23 protein-coding genes and 1 pseudogene are annotated in these 16,680 nt (G+C 71.3%); 12 read left to right on the top strand and 12 right to left on the bottom strand.

Annotated features, from left to right (window positions below):
• The first annotated feature begins 14 nt into the window (after nucleotides 1-14).
• The 3 genes from ACYVPE_RS07095 to ACYVPE_RS07085 are packed head-to-tail and all read left to right on the top strand — an operon-like array spanning nucleotide 15 to nucleotide 2,306.
• Entirely contained in the window at nucleotides 15-419 is a 405-nt protein-coding gene (locus ACYVPE_RS07095) for a GntR family transcriptional regulator (RefSeq protein ID WP_461032555.1), read from the top strand.
• Between the two features lie 22 nt (nucleotides 420-441).
• Entirely contained in the window at nucleotides 442-1,341 is a 900-nt protein-coding gene (locus ACYVPE_RS07090; protein ID WP_461032554.1) for an ABC transporter ATP-binding protein, read from the top strand.
• On the top strand, nucleotides 1,338-2,306 hold the full coding sequence (locus ACYVPE_RS07085; protein ID WP_461032553.1) for an ABC transporter permease: 969 nt from the start codon (nucleotides 1,338-1,340) through the stop codon (nucleotides 2,304-2,306). The genes ACYVPE_RS07090 and ACYVPE_RS07085 overlap by 4 nt, the downstream gene beginning before the upstream one ends.
• A gap of 53 nt (nucleotides 2,307-2,359) precedes the next feature.
• Here ACYVPE_RS07085 and ACYVPE_RS07080 read toward each other — a convergent pair whose 3' ends face one another.
• Nucleotides 2,360-2,806, bottom strand: a complete 447-nt coding sequence (locus ACYVPE_RS07080; protein WP_461032552.1) for a hypothetical protein — start codon at nucleotides 2,804-2,806, stop codon at nucleotides 2,360-2,362.
• 120 nt (nucleotides 2,807-2,926) lie between these two features.
• On the opposite strand from ACYVPE_RS07080, the gene ACYVPE_RS07075 reads away from it, so the two are divergent.
• Nucleotides 2,927-3,613 carry a TetR/AcrR family transcriptional regulator C-terminal domain-containing protein gene (locus ACYVPE_RS07075; protein WP_461032551.1) on the top strand — a complete coding sequence of 229 codons (687 nt, stop codon included), beginning with the start codon at nucleotides 2,927-2,929 and terminating at the stop codon, nucleotides 3,611-3,613.
• 16 nt (nucleotides 3,614-3,629) lie between these two features.
• On the opposite strand, the gene ACYVPE_RS07070 is transcribed toward ACYVPE_RS07075, so the two are convergent.
• From ACYVPE_RS07070 to ACYVPE_RS07055, 4 genes and pseudogenes are all read right to left on the bottom strand, one after another.
• A complete protein-coding gene (locus tag ACYVPE_RS07070; RefSeq protein ID WP_461032550.1) occupies nucleotides 3,630-4,289 on the bottom strand; it encodes a maleylpyruvate isomerase N-terminal domain-containing protein in 660 nt (219 codons plus the stop codon).
• 32 nt (nucleotides 4,290-4,321) lie between these two features.
• Nucleotides 4,322-4,492, bottom strand: coding sequence for a hypothetical protein (locus ACYVPE_RS07065; protein WP_461032549.1), 171 nt, complete (start codon nucleotides 4,490-4,492; stop codon nucleotides 4,322-4,324).
• A gap of 17 nt (nucleotides 4,493-4,509) precedes the next feature.
• Nucleotides 4,510-4,911, bottom strand: a pseudogene (locus ACYVPE_RS07060) (YdcF family protein); the annotation flags it as partial.
• A gap of 159 nt (nucleotides 4,912-5,070) precedes the next feature.
• Nucleotides 5,071-5,433, bottom strand: coding sequence for a hypothetical protein (locus ACYVPE_RS07055; RefSeq protein WP_461032548.1), 363 nt, complete (start codon nucleotides 5,431-5,433; stop codon nucleotides 5,071-5,073).
• A gap of 68 nt (nucleotides 5,434-5,501) precedes the next feature.
• On the opposite strand from ACYVPE_RS07055, the gene cutA reads away from it, so the two are divergent.
• Complete coding sequence (gene cutA, locus ACYVPE_RS07050) at nucleotides 5,502-5,819, top strand: divalent-cation tolerance protein CutA (RefSeq protein WP_461032547.1); 318 nt, start codon at nucleotides 5,502-5,504, stop codon at nucleotides 5,817-5,819.
• A gap of 1 nt (nucleotide 5,820) precedes the next feature.
• Here the strand turns inward: cutA and ACYVPE_RS07045 are convergent, their stop codons facing one another.
• The gene (locus tag ACYVPE_RS07045) at nucleotides 5,821-7,164 is read right to left on the bottom strand and encodes an XRE family transcriptional regulator (RefSeq protein WP_461032546.1); all 1,344 of its coding nucleotides are present in this window, start codon (nucleotides 7,162-7,164) and stop codon (nucleotides 5,821-5,823) included.
• A 122-nt stretch (nucleotides 7,165-7,286) separates the two neighbouring features.
• Here ACYVPE_RS07045 and ACYVPE_RS07040 point away from each other — a divergent pair, with 122 nt between their 5' ends.
• The 3 genes from ACYVPE_RS07040 (at nucleotide 7,287) to ACYVPE_RS07030 (ending at nucleotide 8,567) form a co-directional block, all read left to right on the top strand.
• On the top strand, nucleotides 7,287-7,538 hold the full coding sequence (locus ACYVPE_RS07040) for a hypothetical protein (RefSeq protein WP_461032545.1): 252 nt from the start codon (nucleotides 7,287-7,289) through the stop codon (nucleotides 7,536-7,538).
• A gap of 59 nt (nucleotides 7,539-7,597) precedes the next feature.
• Nucleotides 7,598-7,816: a DUF7848 domain-containing protein gene (locus tag ACYVPE_RS07035; protein ID WP_461032544.1), complete on the top strand. Its 219-nt coding sequence runs from the start codon at nucleotides 7,598-7,600 to the stop codon at nucleotides 7,814-7,816.
• Nucleotides 7,817-8,024: 208 nt separating this feature from the next.
• A complete protein-coding gene (locus ACYVPE_RS07030) occupies nucleotides 8,025-8,567 on the top strand; it encodes a hypothetical protein (protein ID WP_461032543.1) in 543 nt (180 codons plus the stop codon).
• A gap of 369 nt (nucleotides 8,568-8,936) precedes the next feature.
• Here the strand turns inward: ACYVPE_RS07030 and ACYVPE_RS07025 are convergent, their stop codons facing one another.
• The 4 genes from ACYVPE_RS07025 to ACYVPE_RS07010 form a co-directional block, all read right to left on the bottom strand.
• Nucleotides 8,937-9,314: a nuclear transport factor 2 family protein gene (locus ACYVPE_RS07025; RefSeq protein WP_461032542.1), complete on the bottom strand. Its 378-nt coding sequence runs from the start codon at nucleotides 9,312-9,314 to the stop codon at nucleotides 8,937-8,939.
• A gap of 152 nt (nucleotides 9,315-9,466) precedes the next feature.
• Nucleotides 9,467-9,889, bottom strand: a complete 423-nt coding sequence (locus tag ACYVPE_RS07020) for an arsenate reductase ArsC (protein ID WP_461032541.1) — start codon at nucleotides 9,887-9,889, stop codon at nucleotides 9,467-9,469.
• Nucleotides 9,886-10,593, bottom strand: a complete 708-nt coding sequence (locus ACYVPE_RS07015; RefSeq protein WP_461032540.1) for an aquaporin — start codon at nucleotides 10,591-10,593, stop codon at nucleotides 9,886-9,888. Before ACYVPE_RS07015 ends, ACYVPE_RS07020 begins: the two co-directional genes overlap by 4 nt.
• A gap of 29 nt (nucleotides 10,594-10,622) precedes the next feature.
• Complete coding sequence (locus ACYVPE_RS07010; protein ID WP_461032539.1) at nucleotides 10,623-10,979, bottom strand: ArsR/SmtB family transcription factor; 357 nt, start codon at nucleotides 10,977-10,979, stop codon at nucleotides 10,623-10,625.
• A gap of 79 nt (nucleotides 10,980-11,058) precedes the next feature.
• On the opposite strand from ACYVPE_RS07010, the gene ACYVPE_RS07005 reads away from it, so the two are divergent.
• Both ACYVPE_RS07005 and ACYVPE_RS07000 read left to right on the top strand, forming a co-directional pair.
• A complete protein-coding gene (locus ACYVPE_RS07005) occupies nucleotides 11,059-11,481 on the top strand; it encodes an ArsI/CadI family heavy metal resistance metalloenzyme (RefSeq protein ID WP_461032538.1) in 423 nt (140 codons plus the stop codon).
• A 41-nt stretch (nucleotides 11,482-11,522) separates the two neighbouring features.
• Nucleotides 11,523-11,849 carry an antibiotic biosynthesis monooxygenase gene (locus ACYVPE_RS07000; RefSeq protein WP_461032537.1) on the top strand — a complete coding sequence of 109 codons (327 nt, stop codon included), beginning with the start codon at nucleotides 11,523-11,525 and terminating at the stop codon, nucleotides 11,847-11,849.
• Here the strand turns inward: ACYVPE_RS07000 and ACYVPE_RS06995 are convergent.
• Both ACYVPE_RS06995 and ACYVPE_RS06990 read right to left on the bottom strand, forming a co-directional pair.
• The gene (locus tag ACYVPE_RS06995) at nucleotides 11,740-14,190 is read right to left on the bottom strand and encodes an HAD-IC family P-type ATPase (RefSeq protein ID WP_461032536.1); all 2,451 of its coding nucleotides are present in this window, start codon (nucleotides 14,188-14,190) and stop codon (nucleotides 11,740-11,742) included. The two genes, ACYVPE_RS07000 and ACYVPE_RS06995, sit on opposite strands and share 110 nt — an antisense overlap.
• Before the next feature lie 27 nt (nucleotides 14,191-14,217).
• Nucleotides 14,218-14,514: a DUF2530 domain-containing protein gene (locus ACYVPE_RS06990; RefSeq protein WP_461032535.1), complete on the bottom strand. Its 297-nt coding sequence runs from the start codon at nucleotides 14,512-14,514 to the stop codon at nucleotides 14,218-14,220.
• Between the two features lie 159 nt (nucleotides 14,515-14,673).
• On the opposite strand from ACYVPE_RS06990, the gene ACYVPE_RS06985 reads away from it, so the two are divergent.
• Both ACYVPE_RS06985 and ACYVPE_RS06980 read left to right on the top strand, forming a co-directional pair.
• Entirely contained in the window at nucleotides 14,674-15,117 is a 444-nt protein-coding gene (locus ACYVPE_RS06985) for a MarR family winged helix-turn-helix transcriptional regulator (protein WP_461032534.1), read from the top strand.
• A gap of 114 nt (nucleotides 15,118-15,231) precedes the next feature.
• Nucleotides 15,232-16,575 (top strand): MFS transporter, encoded by a 1,344-nt coding sequence (locus ACYVPE_RS06980; protein WP_461032533.1) that lies wholly within the window; start codon nucleotides 15,232-15,234, stop codon nucleotides 16,573-16,575.
• Nucleotides 16,576-16,680: the final 105 nt, after the last annotated feature.

Below are 16,680 nucleotides of genomic sequence, written 5' to 3'. Positions count from 1 at the left end.
AGGAGAATGAACCGGTGATCGAGTTCGTGCTCGACGGTCGCTCGAAGGTGGCCACCTACATGCAGCTGGTGCTCCAGGTGAGGCAGGCGCTCCGCGTCGGCATCGCCAGGCCCGGCGACCAGCTGCCCAAGGTGCGCGAGGTCGCCCGAACGTTGGCGATCAACCCGAACACGGTCCTGAAGGCGTACCGCCAGCTGGAGTTGGAGGGGCTCGCCGAGGGGCGGCCGGGGGTCGGCACCTTCCTCGTCGGCACCCTCGCCGGCGACTCGCTGCCCCAACAGGCGGAGCTGCGCGAGGAGTTGGTGGCCTGGCTGCGCCGGGCCGAGGCCGCGGGGCTCGCCCGCGAGGACATCGCGGCCCTCATCGACACCACGCTGCGCGCCACCCTCGATCGCCCGGTTCCCGACGACGCTCAATGACCCGAGACGTGTGGGAGCACAGATGACCGATGAAGCCCACGAGACCGCGTTGGAGACCGACGCGCTGGGCAAACGCTACGGCCGCGCCTGGGCGTTGCGCGGCTGCTCGCTGCGGCTGCCGGCCGGCCGGATAGCCGCCCTCGTCGGCCCCAACGGCGCCGGCAAGTCCACCCTGCTGCACCTGGCCGTCGGCCTGCTCCGCCCCGACGCGGGCACCGTCCGGGTCTTCGGCCGCGACCCGCGCGGCGACACCGAGACCCTTTCCCGGATCGGCTTCGTCGCCCAGGACACCCCGCTCTACCGGGACTTCACCGCCGACGAGCTGATCACCATGGGCGCCAGGCTCAACCGCCGCTGGGACACCGACCTCGCCCACGACCGGCTCACCGCCATCGGCATCCCCACCCGCAAGCCGGTCGGCAGCCTCTCCGGCGGCCAACGCGCCCAGGTCGCGCTGGCCCTGGCGCTGGCCAAACGCCCCCGACTGCTGCTCCTCGACGAGCCGGCCGCGGCCCTCGACCCGCTGGCCCGCCACGAGTTCATGGGCGCCCTGATGAGCGCCGTCGCCGAGACCGGCACCACCGTGCTGCTCTCCTCCCACCTGCTCGCCGACCTGGAGCGGGTTTGCGACTACCTGATCCTGCTCCAGACCGCCCACGTCCAACTCGTCGGCGACGTCGACGATCTGATCGCCGAGCACCGCACCCTCGTCGGCCCCCGCACCGACGCGCCCGACGCCCTCCCCGGCGTCCGGAGCGTGATCCGCGCCAGCCACACCGACCGGCAGACCACCCTGCTCGCCCGCACCACCGGCGCGGGCCCCGCCGACCCCGCCTGGTCGGCGCACGACGTGTCGCTTGAGGACCTGGTCCTCGCCTACCTCGGCGCCGCCGAGAGCCGCCGCGCGGAGGTGACCGCGTGATCTGGCTGACCTGGCGCCAACACCGCAGGCAACTCCTCTACCTGGCCCTTGCGTTGGCCGCACTGGCGGCCCTGATGGTGCCCACCGGGCTGAACATGCACGCCACCTTCGAGGACTCGGGCCTCGCCGACTGCCTCGACGCGCTCGGCACCGAGGTGCTGGTCTCCGGCCAGGTCGACACGTGCGACGCGCTGCGCCGGCAGTTCACCGACGAGTTCAACAGCCTCACCATCGTGGCCATCCTGTTCATGGTGCTGCCGCTGCTCGTCGGCCTCTTCTTCGGCGCGCCCCTCGTCGCCCGCGAGGTCGAGCACGGCACCCACCGCCTCGTCTGGACCCAGGGCATCAGCCGGCGCCGCTGGGCCCTCACCAAGCTCGGCCTGCTCACCGCCCTCACCGTCCCGCTCGCGGTGGCCTACGCGGTGGGCGTCACCTGGTGGTTCGCCCCGGTGGCGGCCAACGGCACCGGGCGGCTGGCCTACGGCTTCTTCGACGTCCAGGGCGTCGCCCCCGTCGGCTACACCCTCTTCGCGCTCGCCCTCGGCGCCTTCGCCGGCACCCTCACCCGCCGCGTCCTGCCGGCGATGGCCGTCACGCTGGGCGGCTTCGTCGTCGTCCGCCTCGGCATCGAGATCCTGGTCCGCCCGCACTACCTGGCCCCCGTGGAACTGAGCTACGCCACCACCGGCGGCCAGTGGCTCAACCCCGCGGCGGCCAGCTGGGTCTACGAGAGCGGCGTCCGGAACGCGGACGGCGAGCTCGTCAGCAGCGGCCTGGTGGGCTGCCCGCCGCACGACCCCGAGTGCCTGGCGCGCGGCGGCGTCGAACCCGGCTCGACCAACTGGCAGCTCTATCAGCCGGGTGACCGCTTCTGGACCTTCCAGTTCATCGAGACCGGCGTCTTCCTCGCCCTGACCGCGCTGCTCTGCTACCTGGCGCTCCGCCGCCTCCGCCGGATCGCCTGACCCCACCCCACCCCACCCACCCCACCTCGGCGGGCCGAGGTGGGTGGGGTGGCTCAGCCGAGGGAGACGGCGAGCAGGGCGACGGCCGAGCCGCCGAAGACCACGGTGTTGCGCAGGTAGGTCTGAGCCCGCACCCAGCGGCGGAAGGCGGCCTCCACGGACCTCACCGCGGTGAGGTCGCTGTAGACGATCGCCGCGTTCATCAGCAGGACCAGCGAGGAGAAGACCCAGGTCAGCGGCCGGGCCAGGTCGGAGCCGGCGAAGTTCGGGGCGGCGATGGCCACCATCACCGCGGCGACGGCCGCCGGAGCCGCGGTCTCGTGGCCACCGGCGTCGAACCGGAGCCGGTTCTCCTCCAGCACCTCCGGGCGGACCCGCTGGCGGCGGAGCTCGGCCACGGCGGCGGCCTTCGCGGCGGGGCCGAACCGGTGGCGGACCACCGGGATGCTGACGAAGGCGGCGGCGACGAGCAGCTGCATGATGCCGGCGAGGTTACTCATCGGACTCTCCTTCGACTTGAACTAAGTTCAACCGGTGTCGAGGAAGACCGTAGGTCAGGACTTGAACACCGTGCAACCCCCTTCTTGAACTTTGTGCAAGGGGCTGGGTAGCGTGCGGTCATGCCGCGCGACACACTCACCCGAGACCAGATCGTCCGCACCGCCGTCGAGCTCCTGGACGCCGACGGCCTCGAGGGCCTGAACATGCGCGCCCTGGGCAAGCGGCTCGACTCCGCCGCCACGGCCGTGTACTGGCACGTCAAGAGCAAGGACAACCTCGTGCTGCTCGCCACCGACCAGGTGTGGAGCGAGCTCACGCTGCCCGACCTGGGCGCGGTCGACTGGCGCACCGCGGCCTCCACCATGGCCACGGACCTGTACGGGATGTTCGTCCGGCACCCCTGGCTGGTGCGGGTCCTCGCCGCACACCTCGTCTACGGCGAAGGGAAGGCCCGCCACGACGACCACAGCCTGGCCGTCTACGAGGCCGCCGGCTTCACCGGCGCCCAGGCCGACCGGGCCGCGGCCACCGTCTTCACCTACGTCCTCGGCAACGCGGCCGGCATCGCCGCGACCGCCTCACTCACCAGGAGACTCGGCGGGGGCCACGGCACGGCGGAGGAGTCGTTCCAGGAGGCGATGGCCGAGACCATGACCAAGGCGCGGGAGATCGCGATGCGTTACCCGCGGCTGCGCGCCCGACTGGAGACCGAGGCGGCGACCGAGTACGCCGCCGCCCCCGACCGGACCTTCGAGTTCGGCCTCCAGGCCCTGCTCGACGGCCTGGAGCGGGAACTCGCCGGATAGCGCGGCGGCGGCCGGATCAGATCGCGTTGATCGCCCCCGGCGCGCGCTCCACCCGGGCCAACGCCCGCAGCAGCGCGCTCTGCCCGTGCCGCTTGGCCGCCAGCCGCGCCAACAGCGTGAGCACCGGATCGAAGGCGGCGTCCGGCAGCTCGGGGGTCGCGAGCCCCACGCTGGCGGCGAGGTCGTCCAGGTGCACGGCCAGCTCCAACAACCGGGTGACCAGGTAGTCGTCCAGCCGCAGCGACCACCCCGCCCGCGGCAGGAACACGGCCTGGTCACCCGCACACGCGCCGAGCCCGTCCCGCTGCGTTGCCAACGTCGTCCTGGCCAACTCCGCCAGGCTCACCGACCCCTGGGCCCCGAGCCCCTCGGCCCGCTCCCTGATGCCGGTGTTGACCTCGCCGTCGAGCGGCACGTCGATCCAGGCCGCCCTGGCGTAGTTCTCCAGCAGCGTTATCGGCGCCTCCCGCAGCCCGGACTCCCGCAGCTCCGGGTCGAGCAGCACCTGCGTCACCGCGCCGACGTCGAAGATCTGGTACGCGAGGTGCGCGGCCAGCCCACCGACGGTCATCCCCTCCAGCACGCTCGGCCGCTCCCACGCGGCGACCACCTCCGGCGCCTCCAACAGCGCCACCGCCCGCTCCGCCGCGGCCAGATAGCCGTCCGTCACGCTCATCGTGCCCTCCGAGGTCTCGTGGACCCTCGACCCTATGCGGCGTCCCGCTCGACGGCCTCGAAGACATCCGCGTCGGTCTCCCGCCGCCACGCCGGAAGCTCCGCCCAGTCGGCGACGTACCCCGGCTTGGGCTCACCGGGACAGTGCCTCCGCACGCCCGAGATCCACGCCTCACGGAATAACCGACCGGTCTCGTTCGTCACCTGATGTCCTCCTTCTCTTAGCTCCGGACGACCAGCCGGCTGTCGAACCGGGCCTGGAGCAGCCGCTCGTACGCCGCGCGGACCCGGTCCGGCACGGGTTGGGGGACGGCGTAGCCGAGCGCTGGGTACTCGACCACCCGTTGCAGGTCGCCGACGATCATGTCGACCACCAGTTTCTCGTCACCGATGGACTTGACGTAGTCGTCGAGGGACAGCGGCTCCGAGGTGCAGACGACCTCGACCTCTGGCCAGACCCGACGGCAGGTCGCGTACGCACGGCGCTCCATGTACGGCTTGCAGATCAGCAGGACCGAGTCGACCGCGATGCCCGTCTCCTGGAGCAGCCGGCGCGCGAAGGCGATGTTCTGCCCGGTGTTGGCGGCGTCCGGCTCCAAGAGGATCGCCTCGTCGGCAAAGCCTCAGTCAGGCCGTCTCGTCCTCTCGAACGGCCATCGGATGGCTTCGATGGAGCGCAGTTGATGACCTGGACCGTACTGTCCTGCCAACCGTTCCGCCGCGCCGAGATAGCCATCCGTCACGTTCATCGTGCCCTCCGAGGTTTCGTGACCTCCCCGACCCTATGCGGCGGCCCGCTCGATAGCCTCGAAGACGTCCGCGTCGGTCTCCCGCTGCCACGTCGGGAGATCCGCCCAGTCCGCGACATAGCCCGGCTTGGGCGACTCGTTCAGCCGGTGGATCTGCGCGATCCAGCAGAGGGCGACGAAGCGGCCCTTCTGCTCCCGCGTGAGCCTGCTCGTGTTCCCACCACTGACCGAGACGAACTCCCGCACCTGACCGGAGACGGCGGCGGCCGCCTGCCGCTCCCACTCCGGGGTCTCCTCCCAGGGCGCCACGTAGCCCGGCTTGGGCTCACCGGGATCGTGCTTCCGCACGCCCGCGATGCACGCCTCACGAAAGATCCGACCGGCCTCGTTGCTCACCGTGTGCTTCCTCTCTTCCTCTTCGCCGAGCAGCCGGCTGTCGTGCCGTTCGCGCGTACTCTCGGGCCATGACTGACTTCGTGCAGGTATCCACCGCCACCGAAACCCGGGAGGCCGCGGAGGCCCTGGCCCGGAGTGCTGTCGAGGCTCGGTTGGCCGCCGGTGCTCAGATCGTCGGCCCGGTGGTCTCGGTCTTCTGGCACCTGGGGGAGTTCGGCACCGGGGAGGAGTGGCAGTTGCTGCTCAAGACCCGGATGGACCGTTACCCGGACCTGGAGGAACACCTCCTGGCCCATCATCCATGGGAGAACCCTGAGATCGCCGCCGTACCCATCTGCGCCGGCGCGACCGGCTATCTGGACTGGATTCGCAGCGCCACGAGTTGACTCACGCCGTCGCGTGCTCAAGGAGTTCGGCGACTTCCGGCACCGAATGATGAGGCTTCAAACGGTTCAGTAACATCGTTACCCGTTCTTGGGGGCGAACAGAGCCGATCCCAAGGGCCAGTTGGAAGCAGCGCTCCGTGACTGCGGCCGCCTGCTCGATTTCTCCCGCATCGAGATAAGCATCGGCAAGCCAGGACATGTAGAGGGACTTGTCTCTCGCACGAGTGTCGGGGAAGCCCGCCAGCGTCTCCTCCAAGACCGGCACAGCGCGCAGCGGTCGACCCAGTTCTGCCCAGCATCGGCCGGTCATGATGCTGACCTCCCGCTGATCCACCCATGCCGCCCAGTCAGGCCCGGCCTGCTCCGCTTCGGCGGATGCGACTGCTGCTTCCGCCTCTGCCAGGGCCTGTTCTGCGCCTCTTGGTTGCCTGGCCTTGGCATGAGCCCAGGCAAGCCGTTCGAAGAGAAGCGCGCGGACGGCTGCCGGAGCGTCGCGACCTGCGTGTTCACATGATGCCGTTGCCATGTCGACCCCGGACTGGGCAGTGCTGATTTGCTGATACGCGAGAAAGGCCAGCGAGTTGCCGATGAGCGACTGATCGTTCCCGTCTGTGGCCGCACGGAGCGCTACGCGATACAGCCGCTCGGCCTCAGGGTGCTGCCCCGCGTCGAACGCGGCCCAGCCTGCTTGCTGAGCCTGTTCGGCAGCTAGGGCGAGCAACGCGCGCGCGGTTGATTCCAGGTAGCTTCCGCGGTCCAGCAACATGGAAATGGAACGCAACTCCCGAGCGTATATCGGGTAGGTGTACTCTCCTCCCAGAAAGTCGTCAAGGCGTCGCAGTCGAATTGTTCGTTCCTTGAGGCGTTGGACATCCGAAGGACCAACACGCTGCGAGTCGAGGGGAAAGTCGAGGGTGGATCCGGTCGCCGATATCGCGGCAGCGAGAAATTCTCTGCGTCGCAAGGTTTCGTCCTCTGCGTGTTCGGGACCCATCTGCCTTACGTCGAGTGCCAAGGTACCGGCAGTGCTCAGTATGGCTTCTGAGTGGGCCTGGTTGCTCTCCCATGAGCGGGGTGCGAGTCCGAGGAGGCATCCTGGAACGCGTAGGCCGTCGGCGATGGTGGCGATCTTTTCGTATGTGGTGATCGCGCCCTCCCCCCTTGCCAGCTTCCCAACCCTCTCGGGCTTGATTGCGCAGGCGTCGGCGATCTTCATATAGCTGATGCCGCCCCACTTGCGGGCCAGGAAGAAGACGCGCCCGAAGTCATGACGAGCCAATGCGTCTCGAACATCAGGTCGTTCCAGCACCCTTACGGGCAACGCCGCCGGAGACTCAAAGGCCATCTCGCATCCCCGCGTAGATCGAAGTCAAGGAATAGCACGGAGCCCAGGCCGGAAGTCTACCCATGATGGGTATCCCTGCCGGCGGCAATCGTAGGGGCTCATCAAGCCGTCACAGTCCAACCATGGAGCGGGAAAGGGAAGAACCCGAGAGGTTCCCTACGGATGTGGTGGACGTCGGTGCGATGGCGCGCGACGCATCCCGGGCCGAGGTCGGCCGAGTCATGGCGCATGAGTGCGGGCGGGTGTGGTTGCGGCCGTTGGGTGGTGGGTGTGAGTGGGCCGCCCTGCCGGAGGATGTCGCGCCGGTGGCGCTGAGCGAGTCGCTCGGCCCGCTGGTGGCGGAGGCGAACCGGCGTTCTGCGGAGTTGCGTTGAGTCGCCGGCTGATCCGGTCAGCCATGGGGGCACCCCCGGACGAAGTCTGGGGGAGGACGGTGACCGCCGAAGCCGAAGACGGGGTCCCGCAAGGCGTGTTCCAGGTGATGTGCCTGTCCTGTGGCCTGGCGTCGATGCGGGTGGAGGACGAGCAGTTGCCGGTTGAGGTGTGGGCGTTGAAGCACACCGGGCTGCACCCCGCCCACCGGCGTTATCGGTTGGTGACGGAGTCGTTCTGGCTCGTCACGCCTGCGCCTGGCAATCCGCACCACGCGTGACAAGAGATGTCCGTTCCGGGCGGATGGATTTGGCCGTCCCCGCCCGGAACGGCTGCATCACCGGCGTGGGGACAAGCCGCGCGCCTTGGGATGAGAGGAACGGTAACCGACATGGCAGCGGATCCGGGAGACGACGAGCCTCCCCCAGCTAACGCTGGGAGGTGCCCCCATCCAGGTGACTCCGGCGGTTGTGGAGACGGCGACGGCTGTGGACGTCAGTAGCCCGCGAGTCGGCCGGCCCTCGGAAGGGGGCTGGCCCCGGCCGCACTTTCACGCCTACCGCTGGAGCGGCGACCGCCGCACCTACGACCGGGAGGGCCCGCGCCGGCCGGGGTCGGCGGAGTTCGCGAACAACCCGTGCACGCCCGTGCGGATCAGCGACTGGCTGCTACGACCGGCAGGCGCCATCGCCGCAACCTTCCGTGAAGTCGGCGATACCGTCGCCTGGTTCGAGGAGCAGGTGACCATCGCCGCACCTGGGTTCGCGAGCGTGGAAGAGCGGGAGCCGGCGCGGCTCGCCGCGAAGGTCGCGCATGTCGAGGGTGTCCTCCGCCGGGGAGGCGACACGCACGCCGCTTGGTACGTCCAAGCAACCAGCTACCACACCCTCGACCTCATCGCCTGCTCACCCAACAGAGCAAACCCCGGCCTGCCCTGCCCGGTTCACCCCGGGGGGCGGGCCGGTGCCGGAATGTCGGCCGTGGGCGGATGGGGGGACTCGGGGGTGCCGCCTGGTGCTGTGACCGCATAGGTTCACCGGGTTGGCGGTCGTGGCGGTTGGATGTGCGGCGAGGTCCGATCCGATCGCTGGAGGCCCGGTGGCCGAGCCCGTCCGTGTACGCAGACTGACCGACCAGGAGGGGCAGAAGCCGCAGCAGATCAAGCGCAGGGGCAGCGCGAGTTCGGTGCGCTACCGGCGCGCGATGATGCCGCTGGCCTCGGCGGGCGGGAACCGGGTGCCGCTGATCGCCCAGCTGGCCAAAAGGCCGACGAAGACCAGGAACGCGCCCGCGCCCGCAGCGAGAAGGGCATCCGCTGGGGCGGACGCCCCCTCGACACCGCAGCCCCCGAGCGCCGAAAAGAGGCAGGTTCACGAGAAGGGGAGCGGCGGAAGGACGACTCAGGAGACGGACGGTTCGATCTCCCCCGCAAAGACGATGACCTGGTCGATGAGGCTCCGCCGCAGATGGACGACGTCCGTTCCCGCCAGGCGGGGACCTCCGTCCGGCGTGGTGAAGACCCACTGGTACCGGGCCCACTCGCCAGGCATGTCCACCGCCGAGCAGCGCACCATCGTGCCGGTCCCCGCAGGGTGGTGCCGGATGTCCAGCACGAACCGCTCGACCGCCGCGATTCCTTCGCTGCGACCCAACGGCCCCCAGAAGACCACGTCTGAGGTCAGAGCCTGGGAGAGCAGGGCAGTCACATAGCTGTCGTCCGAGGTGTTGAACGCGGAGATGAACGTGTCGATCGCGGAGCGTGCGATGTCTTCCTGCATGCCCCAGTAATACCAGCCGTTTCGCGTGCGCTCGTCCCGCTAGCCGCCTTCCGATCCGAACGGGCTCCGGTACGTCACGGCGTTCGTCGATCACCAACTGCGGGGCCGGGACGCGCCGTTGCTCGGCGGGCCGTCGGCGCGGTATCCGGAGGTCACCTTCCACCAGCCGTGACGCCGAGGTCGGCCAGCAGGCCCCGCACCAGCCGCTCGATCTCGTCGCGGATCGGGCGGACGGCGGCCACCCCCTGGCCGGCCGGGTCGGCCAACCGCCAGTCCAGGTAGCGCCGGCCGGGGAAGACCGGGCAGGCGTCGCCGCAGCCCATCGTGATGACCACGTCAGAGGACCGCACCGCCTCCGCCGTCAGCACCTTGGGCGTCTCGGCGGAGATGTCGATGCCGACCTCCCGCATCGCCTCGACCACCGCCGGGTTGACGGAGTCGGCCGGCGCCGAGCCGGCGGAGCGCACCTCGACGCGGCCGGCGGCCAGGTGGGCGAGGAAGGCAGCGGCCATCTGGGAACGGCCGGCGTTGTGGACGCAGACGAAGAGGACGGAGGGGACGGCGGGGGTGTTCATGGGGTGAGGACGCCTTCGCGACGGGGAGGGTGGACGGTGGCCCGCGCGGGGGCGGGCGCGGGAAGGAGCAGGGCCAGCAGGGCGAGGCCGACGGCCGCGCCGAGCGACTGGGCCAGCACGAACGCCGGCACCGAGCCGGGGGCGATGCCGGCGAACGTGTCGGTGAACGCGCGGCCGACGGTCACGGCGGGGTTGGCGAACGCCGTCGAGGACGTGAACCAGTACGCGGCGCCGATGTAGGACGCGACCGCGGCCGGCGCCAGGTGCGCCCGGCCGACCCGGTCGAGGCCGAGCGCCAGCAGGACCAGGCCGGCGGTGGCCACCAGTTCGCCGAGCCACAGGTGGGCGGCGAGGCGGTCGGTGGTGGCGAGGGCTCCCGGCGGCCGGCCGAACATCGCGTCCGCCAGCACCGCGCCCGCGACGGCGCCCGCGAACTGGGCGGGCGCGTAGGCGGCCACGTCGCGCAGGCTCGGGCCGGTGCCCGTGCGGCGGCCGACGAGGTGCGCGGCGAGCGAGACCAGCGGGTTGAAGTGGGCGCCGGAGACCGGCCCGAGGAGGGCGATCAGCGTGCCGAGGCCGAGGACGGTCGCGAGGGAGTTGGCGAGCAGCCGGACGCCGGCGTCCTCGGTCAGCTCGGCGGCCTGGATGCCGGAGCCGACCACCACCGCGACCAGCGCGGCCGTGCCGAGCGCCTCGGCCGCCACGCGCCGCGCCAGAGGCGACGGGAGGCCGTTCACGCCGGGGTGAGGAGCGGCGCGGCGAGGCGGGCCAGGGCGGCGGGCCGCACCCGGTAGTAGACCCAGGTGCCGCGCCGCTCCGAGTCGACGAGGCCGGCGTCGCGCAGCACCCGCAGGTGGTGGGAGATCGTCGGCTGGGAGACGTCGAACCGGCCGGTCAGGTCGCAGACACACGCCTCGCCGCCCTCGTGCGAGGCGATCAGGGAGAGCAGCCGCAGCCGGATCGGGTCGGAGAGCGCCTTGAACATCCGCGCCAGCTCGGCGGCGTCCGCCTCGCCGAGCGGCTCGCGGACCATGGGGGCGCAGCAGACGGCGGTCTGGTCGATCAGCGGGAGATCGGCTTGCTTAGGCATGGATCTATATTGACGGATGTCGAAGCAGGTGCCAAGCTCGGCTGCATCGACAGGCATCGATGCAAGGAGGGGGTTCCGCATGTCCCGCGTTCAACTGGCCCTGCGTGTCAGCGATCTGGAGGCGTCCGTCGCCTTCTACTCCCGCCTCCTCGGCGTCGCCCCGGCCAAGCGCCGCCCCGGCTACGCGAACTTCGCGGTCGCCGAGCCGCCGCTGAAGCTGGTGCTGATCGAGGGCGGCGACCGGGGGGCGGAGACCCGGCTCGATCACCTCGGCGTCGAGGTGGTCGACGGCGCGGCGGTCGCCGTCGCGGCCGGGCGCCTGGCGGCGGAGGGGCTGCCCACCGTCGAGGAGCGCGACGTCGCCTGCTGCTACGCCGTGCAGGACAAGGTCTGGGCGACCGGCCCCGGCGGCGAACGGTGGGAGGTCTACGCGGTCAAGGGGGACGCCGACACCCGCTGCGGCACCGCCGACACCGTCTGCTGCCGCGCGGCGCAGCCGTGACAGAAACACATCGCGCCGTCGCCGAACGTACAATCTCGGCCATGTCCAACGAGTCGAACGTGATCGAATTGGCCCGGTTTCGGATTCTGGACGGGGCCGAGCGGCTGCTGGTCTCCGAGCGGCCCCGGATGATCGAGGCGCTGCACCGGACGTTTCCCGGGTGTCTGGCGGCCTATCTGACCAAGGAGGACGACGGGAGCTGGCTCGACGTGATCGTCTGGCGGAGCCGGGAGGAGGCCGAGGAGGCGGCGCGGATGATCACGACGATCCCGGAGTGCGCCGCCTGGTTCGGGCATATCTCCGAGTCGGGCGGGATCCGGCACGTGGCGGTGATCGACGCCTGGGCAGCCGGAAGAGGTGGTAGCTGAGCTCGATCAGCGCGGCGGCCGCGACCGCGAACCCCACGGCCGTCCACGGGAGATAGGCGCCGACCAGGCGGAGCGCGAAGAAGTGCTGGAGGGCGGGGACCAGCAGCACCACGGCGAACGCGACCGCCATCGCGGCGAGCAGCAGGATCCGCCAGCCGGTCAGCGGCCTGGCGATGATGCAGAGCACCCAGAGCGCGATCAGGAACAGGGTGAGCGTGGCGGCGCTGGTCTCCGCCTCCCTGGAGGAGGCGGAGCCGCCGTAGTGGGCCCTGGCCAGCAGGTAGACGCCGATGGTGGCGGCCCCGGCGATCAGGCCGAACGGGACGGCGAGCCGCAGCACCCGGGGCACGAAGCCGGCGCGGGCCCTGGCCGTGTTGGGGGCCAGGGCCAGGAAGAACGCGGGGGTGCCGATGGTCAGCGCGGACAGCAGCGTGAGGTGGCGGGGGAGGAAGGGGTACGGCACCGCGGTGGCGATCACGACCACCGCGAGCACCACCGAGTAGACGGTCTTGGTGAGGAACAGCGCCGCGACCCGCTCGATGTTGCCGATCACCCGCCGCCCCTCGGCGACCACCGAGGGCAGGGTGGCGAAGCTGTTGTTCAGCAGCACGATCTGGGCCACCGCCCTGGCCGCCGGCGAGCCAGAGCCCATCGAGACGCCGATGTCGGCGTCCTTGAGGGCCAGCACGTCGTTGACGCCGTCCCCGGTCATCGCCACCGTGTGGCCGCCGGCGCGCAGCCCGCCGACCATCTCCCGCTTCTGCTGCGGGGTGACCCGGCCGAAGACGGTGGCCCGCTCCAGGTCGCCGGCGGAGAGCCGGCGGGCGTCGACGGCGTCCGCGGCGCCGGGCAGCTCCAGCTTGCCGGCGACGGCGCCCACCGAGACGGCGTTGTCGCCCGAGATGATCTTGGCCGCGACGCCCTGCTCGGCGAAGTAGCGCAGCGTGTCGCCGGCGTCGGGGCGCAGCCGTTGTTCCAGGATGACCAGGGCCGCGGGGGAGACGCCCTCGGGCCCCGCGGAGAGCGGCCGGTCGGTGTGGGCGAGCAGCAGCACCCGCAGCCCGGACGCGTTGAGCCCCTCGATATCCACAAGCTGTGGATGACCGGACGGCAGCAGCACGTCGGGGGCGCCGAGCAGCCAGACCCCGGTCGCGCCGTCCGGGCCGGTGAGGACGGCGCCCGCGTACTTGCGGGCCGAGGAGAACGGCAGCGTCTCGGCGGCCCGCCAGCCCTCGGGCGGCGGGTGCGAGGCGATGACGGCGCGCAGGCTGGCGTTGGGGCGCGGCTCGGCCGCGCCGAGCGCGCCCAGCGCGTCCCCGGCCAGTTGGCGCGGGGTGTCGCCGAGCGGCCGCACCTCGGCCACGTCCATGCCGCCCTCGGTCAGCGTGCCCGTCTTGTCGAGGCAGACGACGTCCACCCGGGCCAGGCCCTCGATGGCGGGCAACTCCTGTACCAGGCAGAGCCGTTGACCGAGCCGGATCACTCCGATCGCGAAGGCGACGGACGTCAGCAGCACCAGGCCCTCCGGGACCATCACCACGATGCCGGCCACCGCCCGCCGGATCGCGCCGAAGGTGTCGGTCCTGTTGAAGACCACCAGCTGGCTGATCACCAGCCCGACGCCGGCCGGCACCATCACGGTGAGGCAGATCCGCAGGATCCGCTGGATGCCGTTGCGCAACTCGGAGTTGACCAGCGTGAAGCGGGTGGCCTCCTCGGCCAGCCGGGCGGCGTACGCGCCCCGCCCCACCCTGGTGGCCTGGAAAGCGCCGCCGCCCGCCGCCACGAAGCTGCCGGACAGCACCCGGTCGCCCGGGCGCTTCAGCACCGGCTCGGCCTCGCCGGTCAGCAGTGACTCGTCGACCTCCAGGCCGTCCGCCTCGACGAGCCGCCCGTCCACCACCACCTGGTCGCCCGGGCCGAGCTCGATCAGGTCGTCGAGCACCACCTCCGAGGTGCCGACGGAGACGGCCGCGCCGTCCCGGCGCACGGTCGGCCTGGCCTCCCCGATCACCGCCAGGCTGTCCAGCGTCCGCTTGGCGCGCAGCTCCTGCACGATGCCGATCAGCGCGTTGGCCACCACGACGAAGCCGAACAGCGCGTCCTGGATCGGGCCGACGATCAGGATGATCACGAAGAGCGTCCCCATGATCCCGTTGAAGAGGGTGAGGACGTTCGCCCGGACGATCTCCCGCACCGGACGCGAGGAACGCGCGGGCACGTCGTTGACCTGGCCGTGCCGGACGCGCTCCGCGACCTCGGCAGCCGTCAGGCCGCCCGCCGGAGTCTCCCGCGGGGCCTGCGGCTCCCCCGGCTCCCCCGGCTCCGGCGACTCCGTCATGTTCCGACGGTACGGCCGGGCGGGCCCTCAGTCCTGCGGAGCGCTCTGCCCGGGCGAGGCACCGCCGGCGGCCGCGCGGGCGGCCCGGAGCGCCGCCTCACGCCGGCGCACCATCCACAGGCCGAGCAGCCCGAGGCCGACGCCGGCCGCGCAGGACCACAGCCAGCGGGTGTGCCCGTGGTCCGCGTACCAGGAGTAGAAGGGGAGCTGGGCGACCAGGACCACGGCCCAGACGATGGTGCCGGTGAGGATGGTGGCCACCACGTTGCCCTCGAGGGGCTCGGGTGCCTCCCGCTTTCCCTTGGTCACGTCACCCCAGCGCATGGGCCAAGACTAGCCGCGGCCGTGGGCCGCCCGGGCGTGCGGCCCGGGTGTGACGTAGGACTCCGATCTCACCCGAGTGGGTGCAGGGGAATGGACCCGGGCCTATGATCGTCATATATTTCGTTAGGCAAGCTAATTGAGTTGACGGTGGTGTGACGCATGCCCCACGCGATGATGGACGACGCGAATGACGCCGAGGCGGTGAACACGCTCCGCATGGGCGTGTTGCGACTGTCCCGCCGGCTGCGTCATCTCGGCGTCGACCACGGGCTGAGCCTCGCCGAACTCTCCGCCCTCGGCACGCTCACCCGCTGCGGCGCGATGACGCCGGGGGAGCTGGCCCGCAAGGAGCACGTGCAGCCGCCGTCGATGACGCGGATCATCGCCCTGCTCCAGGAGCGCCACCTGGTGCGTCTCGAACCGCACCCCGAGGACCGCCGGCAGAAGCTCGTCGCCACCACCGACCAGGCCGCCGAGATGCTGGAGTCGAGCCGCCACCAGCGGAACGCCTGGCTGGCCAAGCTGGTCGAGGAGCTCGACGAGGACGAGTGGGCCGCGCTGCGCGACGCGGCGCCCGTACTCCACAAACTCGCCCACTTGTAGCGCCGCGAGCGCCGGGGCCTCGTGCCCGCTCCCCCTCAGCCCCCGATCCCCCCAGACCACCCCGCCCACGCACCGACGCACCGATAGGAACCACAGCACGAAGGAGTGTTCCCCTTGAGTTCGGGACCCGGAGCCGACTCCGCACCCGCACCCGCCTCCCCGACGACCGACAAGATATCGACCTTCAGTTCCTTCCGGGTCCGCAACTACCGGATCCACTTCTTCGGCTCCGCCGTCTCCAACATCGGGACGTGGATGCAGCGCATCGCCCAGGACTGGCTGGTGCACGAGCTCACCGACTCGGCCGCCGCGGTGGGCATCACCATGGCGCTCCAGTTCCTGCCGTTCGCGCTCTTCGGCCTCTACGGCGGCGTCCTCGCGGACCGGCTCGACAAGCGGCGCCTGCTGATCAGCACCCAGGCCGCGCTCGGCATCACCGGCCTCACGCTGGCCGCGCTGACGCTCGGCGGCGTAGTCGAGGTCTGGCACGTCTACGCGCTCTCGTTCGCGGTGGGCGTGGCGACCGTGATCGACAACCCGGCCCGCCAGACGTTCGTCTCCGACATGGTCGGGCCAGGGCTGCTGCGCAACGCGGTCTCGCTCAACTCCGCCAACTTCCAGTCCGCGCGACTGGTCGGCCCCGCCGTGGCCGGCGTCGTGATCACCTCGGTCGGCTCCGGCTGGGCGTTCCTCTACAACGGGCTCTCGTTCATCGCCCCCATCATCGGCCTCTGCCTGATGCGGGTCTCCGAGCTCAACCCGGCCGAGCGCGCCCCGCGCAGCAAGGGACAGCTGCGCGAGGGCCTGCGGTACGTCGGGAGCCGGCCCGACCTGCTGTGGATGATCGTGCTCGTCGGCTTCATCGGCACCTTCGGCTTCAACGCGGCGATCTGGCTGGTCGCCTTCACCGACCGGGTCTTCGACTCCGGGGCCGGCACCTACGGCCTGCTCAACTCGCTGATGGCGGCAGGATCGGTGGCCGGCGCGCTGTTCGCGGCGCGGCGTGGCAGCAGACGGATGCGGTTCACGGTGGCGGCGGGCGCGGCGTTCGGCCTGGCGCTGATGGTGGCCGCGCTCTCGCCGGTCTTCTGGCTGTTCGCGGTGCTGATGATCCCGGTCGGGATGGCGGCGCTCGCGTTCCAGGTGACGGCGAACTCCAGCATCCAGGTCGCCAGCGACCCGGCCATGCGGGGCCGGGTGGTCGCGCTCTTCATGATGGTCTTCGTGGGCGGCACGCCGATCGGCGGACCGCTGATGGGCTGGCTGACGGACGAGCTCGGCGCCCGGATAGGGATGATGGTCGGCGGCGCGATCTGCCTGGGCTCGGCGGTGGCCGTGGCCCTGGTGCTGGCCAGGATCGGTGGCCTCCGCCTCCAGATCACCGTCCGCGGCGGCCGCCGCCGCGTCGCCCTCGTCCCCCGCGAGGTCCCCGCCATCCCCAGCGCGAGGGCGGCCTGACGGCCGCCAGTCTCTCCGACACGGGCGGGCGCACGGACCGCCGGCGCCGGGCGCCGGGGCCCTGCGGCGCCCGGCGCGCGCCGGTGCGGTGCGGGCTGGCGCCGG

The organism is Streptomyces mayteni (assembly GCF_054783955.1).
This window is presented reverse-complemented; position numbering and strand designations above follow the sequence as displayed.